The organism is Mediterraneibacter sp. 210702-DFI.5.30, from assembly GCF_020560115.1.
GTDB classification, from domain to species: domain Bacteria; phylum Bacillota; class Clostridia; order Lachnospirales; family Lachnospiraceae; genus Mediterraneibacter; species Mediterraneibacter faecis.
Genome location: NZ_JAJCME010000078.1, coordinates 1 through 270, shown reverse-complemented (window position 1 = coordinate 270; position 270 = coordinate 1). Strand labels below are relative to the sequence as shown.

General features: G+C 48.5%; 1 protein-coding gene. It reads left to right on the top strand.

Annotation, left to right across the window (positions count from 1 at the left end; translation table 11 throughout):
- Positions 1–270, top strand: a 270-nt coding sequence (locus LI126_RS14755) for a DNA polymerase (protein ID WP_255651253.1), incomplete at both ends; no start/stop codon positions are given.

Below are 270 nucleotides of genomic sequence, written 5' to 3'. Positions count from 1 at the left end.
AAGAAATACGTCACGGAGATCGTCAAATCGGCTCGCGAAAAAGGCTATGTCGAAACGCTGACGCATCGGCGGCGCTATTTGGATGATATCCATTCCAAAAATTTTGCCAAGCGCTCATTTGCCGAACGAACCGCGATGAACACGCCAATTCAAGGCAGCGCGGCCGACATTATCAAGATTGCCATGATCGATATGGACAAGATGTTGCGGGCTCATGATCTTAAAGCACGGATGCTTTTACAGATTCATGACGAACTGGTCTTTGAGGCG